The sequence below is a fragment of the Aquirufa sp. ROCK2-A2 genome, assembly GCF_054558485.1.
Genome location: NZ_JBPXKA010000017.1, coordinates 1 through 7,005, shown reverse-complemented (window position 1 = coordinate 7,005; position 7,005 = coordinate 1). Strand labels below are relative to the sequence as shown.

Here is a 7,005-nt window from a genome sequence, read left to right as displayed (position 1 = left end):
TATGCCAATTCACAACTGGGGAATTATTTTGAATCAATTTTTGGCTATATTTGAAAAAAGGCTCCGAATTTAAAAGCAAATCCGAAGCCCCTGTTTTTTACTTACACAGTTTATGGGATAGTGTCGTATTAGGTAATAGGTAAAAGACATTTCCTTTCTTCTCTCTTCTCTCTTCTTACTTCAAAACTCCCTATCGTCTTCTTTTTCCTTTAGGAATTACTTTAAAGTTTCGAGGTGATTCTCTTTTACGACTACGGTTATTGGCGAATCGATTTTCTGCACCATTTCGCATTCCTACTAATTCCAAATCGATGGTTCTTTTGGCTAAATTCGTATCCCGAACTTTTACCTTAACGGCATCTCCAAATCCAAAAACTCGGCCATTAGATTTACCTACAATCCGGAAATTCTCTTTATCTAAATCGTAAAAATCATCATTTAAATCGACCATGCGAATTAAACCCTCGCAACTCGTATCACCAATTTCCACAAACAAACCAAATTCCGTAATTCCGGTAATGATTCCATCAAAAATTTGAGGTTCATGCAAACTCATGTATTCCACTTGTTTGTATTTGATCGAAGCCCTCTCTGCATCTGCTGCCATTTTTTCTCTGTCCGAGCAGTGTTTACATTGTATTTCCAAAGGTGCTCGTTCAGGAGAAGCACCTTTATCCAAATAATGCTGTAACAATCGATGGGTCATCACATCTGGATAACGACGAATAGGACTAGTAAAATGCGAATAAAACGGAAATGCCAAACCGAAGTGGCCGATGGCATCGGTGCTGTAACGTGCTTTTGACATCGTTCGAACCGCTAAACTTTGTAATACATGTTGTTCCGCTTTACCTTCAATGTTTTCCATTAAGGCATTAAATGAATCGCTGACATGTTTAGGTTCCGTAGAAACTTGGTATCCAAATTTTTTGGCAAAAGTCGAGAATACTCGTAATTTTTCTGGGTCTGGTGCCTCGTGAACACGATACACCATGGTATTTCTAGGATCTTCCTTTTTTAGGTCATGTACATAAGCAGCCACTTTTTTATTGGCCAACAACATGAATTCTTCAATTAATTTATGGGCATCTTTTCGCTCTCTCGGATAAACTGCTATCGGTTTTCCTGTTTCATCCAATTCAAATCGAACTTCGACAGTTTCAAAATTCACAGATCCTTTGGCAAAACGCTCAGCACGATAAATTTTAGCAATCCGGTTTAACTCTTTGACAATTGGTTCACAAAGATCATCCGTTGCTTCTGTATTTTCAATCAAAACTTGTGCTTGCTCATAGGCAAAACGTCGGTCCGAATGTGTAATGGTCCTTCCAAACCATTCCTTAACAATTTTATCCTTAGCATCTATCTCAAAAATCGCTGAAAAAGTCAATTTGTCTTCGTGCGGTCTTAAAGAACATAGTCCGTTTGATAATTTCTCTGGCAACATGGGCACCACACGATCCACTAAATATACGGAAGTGGCTCTACGATAAGCCTCCACATCCAAAACGCTTCCGGGTTTTACATAATGGCTAACATCTGCAATATGAACACCAATTTCAGTATTCCCATTGGGTAATTTTTGATAACTAATGGCATCATCAAAATCCTTGGCATCAATCGGATCAATCGTAAATGTCAAAACATTGCGAATATCCTTTCGCTTTTTGAATTCTTCCTTGGGTATGGCCGTTGGTATTGATTCAGCTGCTGCTTCAACCTCTTCTGGAAAATCATAGGGTAAACCAAATTCAGCAAGAATCGAATGCATTTCTGTTTCGTTCTCACCTGCTTTTCCCAAAACTTTCACTACTCTTCCTTCCGCTTTTTTGCCTGGTTGTGACCACCGAGTTACTTCTACAATAACTTTATCTAAATGATTCGCACCTCTAACTTCATGTTTAGGAATGTAAATATCCTCGTAGACTTTTTTCGAATCGGGAATCAAAAATGAATAATTAGGTGTTACTTGTAAAACTCCCACAAATTCAGGAGCTCGACGCTCAATGATCTCTATAACCTCTCCTTCCGGACGATCATTCTTCTTTTTGGTACTTGGTTTTCGGGCTTGTACTCGAACGATATCACCATCTTTGGCATTGTTCAAATCAGATGTTGCGACCCAAATATCTTTGCCACCGGCTGTTTCTGGAATCACAAATGCAAAACGGGAATTCACGTGATCTACACGACCTACCACTTGAAATGATTCACTATCAAAACGATAATTACCATCGGGTAAACGTAAAATTCTATTTTCTAGTACTAATTTTTGGACTGCTTTTGCATAAAGTTCTTTTGTATTTCGATCTCTAATAGCAAAGGCTTTATGTATTTGATTGATCGAAAACGATCGAAAATCATTTAATTCAAAATATTCTACTATTTCTGCTTGCAAGGCGTTCAAAAATTTTTCCTCCTTCGGTGAACCTGCCATAATGTTTCATTCTAATTAATCTGCAAGGTACGGCTTTTAAATTTAAGCTAAGCTTAACGAATTGTTATTTTAATTTGTAATTTTCGAATTCATCATAAAACTAAACGAATGAAATCTACCTTTTCTAAGTGGATTGCTGTGATTTTTTTGCTCAGCAGTGGTCCCATATGGTCTCAATCTACCTTTCCAATATCTGAAATTTCTAGTCCTAGACAAGGACATTATGCATTTACAAATGCTCGAATTGTAAAAGATTCAAAAAATGTCATCAACAATGGCACATTAATCGTTCGAAAAGGTAAAATTGAACAAATAGGAACCAATCTTTCTATTCCCAAAGACGCAGTTGTGATTGACTGTCAAGGGAAATTCATTTATCCTTCTTTTATTGATTTATACAGCGATTATGGCACTCCAAGCGTAACCGTTGCTAGCCGTTCCTATCGGGAACCGGCTCAAATGCTTTCTAACACCAAAGGTGCTTTCGGTTGGAACCAAGCCTTGAAATCAGAATTTTCTTTGGCCAAAAATTTTACGGTCAATGACTCCAAAGCCAAAGAACTAAGAAAATTAGGATTTGGAACAGTGTTAAGTCATCAAATGGATGGTATTTCTAGAGGAACAGGTGCGCTGGTTACTTTGGCCAAGGAAAAAGAAAATTTAGTCATTATCAAAGAAAAGGCTTCTGCTCATTATTCATTTAACAAGGGTTCTTCTACCCAAGATTATCCGAACTCCCTTATGGGTAGCATAGCTTTAATGCGTCAATTATTTTTAGATGGCCAGTGGTACAAAAACAAATCCGAAGGCGAAGGTTTAAATTTAACCTTGCAAGCATTTAATGATCAATTGAATCTACCTCAAATTTTTGAGGTGTCCGATAAATGGAGCGCATTAAGAGCTGATAAAATTGGAGATGAATTTGGCATTCAATATATAATTAAGGCTAGTGGAGATGAGTATCAACGAATTGATGAAATGAAAGCAAGTAAGGCCTCATTTATTTTACCCATCTCATTTCCTCAAGCTATGGACTTAGAAGACCCGACAGATACTAGATTTGTCAATTTAGCAGAATTAAAACACTGGGAACTAGCTCCGAGTAATCCAGCTAGTTTCGAAAAAGCAAATATCCCTTTTGCTTTGAGTGCAAATGGTTTAAAAGACCTTTCACAATTTTTACCCAATATTCGCAAGGCCATACAAGCTGGATTATCGGAGCAAAAAGCATTGGAAGCTTTAACGCAATCTCCCGCTGCCCTGTTGGGTCTAAGTGATCAAATAGGCACCTTGGAAATTGGCAAAATGGCAAACTTTCTGATAAGTACGGGTCCTATTTTTAATGAAAAAACGCAAATTATTGAAAACTGGATTCAAGGAAATGTATACGCCATCCAAACAGATGCCAAGTCAGATTTAGCCGGCAAATACCGTTTCCAAACTAGCGAAATGAATTATACGATGCAGGTAACCGGATCGAATGGATCATATAAAGGCAGTTTAATGGGAAAAGACACCTTGCAATTAGACATTAGTCAGAAAGGTGAATTGGTGAATATTTCATTTGCCACAAAGTCAGATAAAGGCAGAAAAACGAGATTAACGGGTACTCAACAAAATGAAAAATGGCAAGGAACGGGTCAAAAACCCAATGGCGATTGGATATCTTGGACAGCCATGAGAGAAAGTGTTGCCTCGTCGGATTCAATTAAATTAACCCCAAGCAAAGCTGAATCTATCGGATCAGTCGTTTATCCTTTTGTGGGATTTGGACAAAAAACAATCGCAAAATCAGAAACGATTTTGATTAAAAATACCACTGTGTGGACCAATGAAAAACAAGGAGTTTTGACGGAAACTGACGTTCTAGTCAAAGGCGGTAAAATTGTTGGAATTGGTAAAAATCTCAAAGAAAATACGGCGAAAATTATTGATGGGACCAATAAACATGTAACAGCCGGAATTATCGATGAGCATTCACACGTTGCTGCTACAGGTGGTATTAACGAATGCTCGCAATCTAATACTGCGGAAGTTCGTGTTGCCGATGTTATTGATCCTGATGATATTGACATTTATAGACAATTGAGTGGCGGAGTCACAAGTAGTCATATTTTACATGGTTCATGCAATACCATTGGTGGTCAAACCCAATTATTGAAATTCCGTTGGGGACAAAATGCAGAACAAATGAAATTTGCCAATTGGGACCCATTTATCAAATTTGCTTTGGGAGAAAATGTCAAAAGATCTTATAATACCAATAATAACCGTTTTCCTGATACCCGAATGGGTGTTGAACAGGTTTTAATGGATGCATTTACGAGAGCACGGGATTACGAAAAACAAGGGCCTGGTAAACGCATCGACTTAGAATTAGAAACGTTGGTCGAAATATTGAATAAAAAGCGCTTTATCACTTGCCACTCATATGTGCAAAGTGAAATCAATTCCATCATGAAAGTTGCCGAAAAATTCGGATTTCAAGTGAACACCTTTACCCATATTTTAGAAGGCTACAAAGTGGCTGATAAAATGAAAGTCCATGGCGCGAATGCTTCTACCTTTAGCGATTGGTGGTCTTATAAAATAGAAGTGACAGACGCTATACCACAAAATGCTTATTTAATGCAACAAAATGGGTTGAATGTGGCCATCAATTCCGATGACGCAGAAATGGCTAGAAGGTTGAATCAAGAAGCAGCAAAAAGCATTAAATATACAGGCATGGAAGAACAAGATGCATTAAAAATGGTAACGCTAAATCCAGCCAAAATGCTTCATGTGGCAGACCGAGTAGGGAGTATCAAAGAAGGCAAAGATGCCGATTTGGTTATTTGGTCAGATCATCCTTTAAGTATTTATGCCAAAGCAGAAAAAACGATGGTGGATGGCGCGATTGTATTTGATCGCGAATTAGATGCGACTTTACAAAAGGAATTACAAGAAGAGAAACAACGGTTGATTCAAAAAATGATTTCTGCCAAAAAAGGTGGGGCTAAGACTTCTCCAGCAACTCCTTCCTTTAAAATAATGAATTCTTGCGAAGAAGATCACAATCATGAAAAAAGCCTTTGGGAGAGAATTTCACACCGTTTTATCGAATCAGCTAATTAATTAGATCTACAAACATGAAAAATATATTAATCAACCTATTTTGTTTTCTTTCCTTTGGTTTATTGGGACAAGAAAACATGCACCCGAGTCCTGCACAGTCGAAAAAAATTATCATTTCAGGTGGTACGATTCACGTCGGAAATGGACAAGTCATCAACAATGGAATTGTGTCGATTGACAAAGGAAAAATCCATTTAGAAACGGCCTTACCTAGTCAAAATTCAGAAATAGAGTTTATTGATGCAAAAGGTAAACATATATATCCGGGCATCATAGCACCAAATACCAATTTAGGATTGGTGGAATTTAGTTCAACAAAATCAACCATAGATTACGATGAACTAGGGGATATTCATCCGAATATACGATCCATCATTGCCTATAACACAGATTCCAAAGTCATCAATACACTTCGTTCCAATGGTGTATTATTGGCTCAAATTACTCCGCAAGGTGGCAGCATCCCAGGTACTTCGTCGATCGTCCAATTAGATGCTTGGAATTGGGAAGACGCAGCGTATCTCTTGGATGAAGGCGTACATTTGGTTATGCCCGCATTGATTAATCGACCTACCAGCATGCAAAGAAATGGAGAAAGTTCAGATGCCGTAAAAGCTGGTTTAGAAAAAATGACAGAACTAAGAGGTTTTTTCCGTGAAGCAAAAGCTTATTTGTCGGAAAAAAATCACGAAGCTAGCAACTTGAAATTTGAATCAACAAAAGGCTTATTTGATCGAACAAAAACCTTGTATGTCCATTGCGATTTAGTGAAAGAAATGTTGGTAGCCATTGACTTTGCCAAGGAATTTAATTTCAAATTAGTAGTAATTGGAGGTGCGGATAGCTGGATGATTGCCAATATTTTGAAAGATAATCAGGTGGCAGTGATATTGTCGGAACCACATAGTTTACCTGCTACTGAAGATGATGCGATCGATCAACCTTATAAAACGGGGGCGATGTTACAAAAAGCGGGCGTATTATTCAGCATTTGCCAAGATGCAGGTGACGGATTCTTCCAACAAAGAAATTTGCCATTTCAAGCAGGAACGATGTCGGCCTATGGTTTAACGAAAGAAGAAGCTTTGCAGGCAATTACCTTAAATGCAGCCAAAATATTGGGTATTGATCAAAAAACGGGAAGTATCGAAAATGGAAAAGATGCCAACTTAGTTATCAGTTCTGGCGATTTATTGGATATGAAGTCGAGTATTGTCACGCATGCATTCATTCAGGGTCGTTCGATTAATTTAGACAATAAACAATCTCAATTGTTTGAAAAATATAAATACAAGTATAAGATAGGTAAGAGGTAATAGGTAATAGGTAATAGGTAATAGGTAATAGGTATGTACTTGCCTGAATTTGGTTGTCACTTTTCTTTCAACTTTCAGGTTTATTTAGTTTAAAGTTAATAATTTATTTCTTGGTTGTTCGGGATTAATAGGTTT

3 protein-coding genes are annotated in these 7,005 nt (G+C 37.6%); 2 read left to right on the top strand and 1 reads right to left on the bottom strand.

The features are described 5' to 3' along the window. Window positions 1-190: 190 nt before the first annotated feature. Window positions 191-2,437 carry a ribonuclease R gene (gene rnr / locus V7S76_RS13225; protein ID WP_459510619.1) on the bottom strand — a complete coding sequence of 749 codons (2,247 nt, stop codon included), beginning with the start codon at window positions 2,435-2,437 and terminating at the stop codon, window positions 191-193. A gap of 108 nt (window positions 2,438-2,545) precedes the next feature. Here rnr and V7S76_RS13220 point away from each other — a divergent pair, with 108 nt between their 5' ends. Beyond that, window positions 2,546-5,554, top strand: a complete 3,009-nt coding sequence (locus V7S76_RS13220) for an amidohydrolase family protein (RefSeq protein ID WP_459510618.1) — start codon at window positions 2,546-2,548, stop codon at window positions 5,552-5,554. 14 nt (window positions 5,555-5,568) lie between these two features. Next, window positions 5,569-6,870, top strand: coding sequence for an amidohydrolase family protein (locus tag V7S76_RS13215; protein WP_459510617.1), 1,302 nt, complete (start codon window positions 5,569-5,571; stop codon window positions 6,868-6,870). Window positions 6,871-7,005 lie beyond the last annotated feature (135 nt).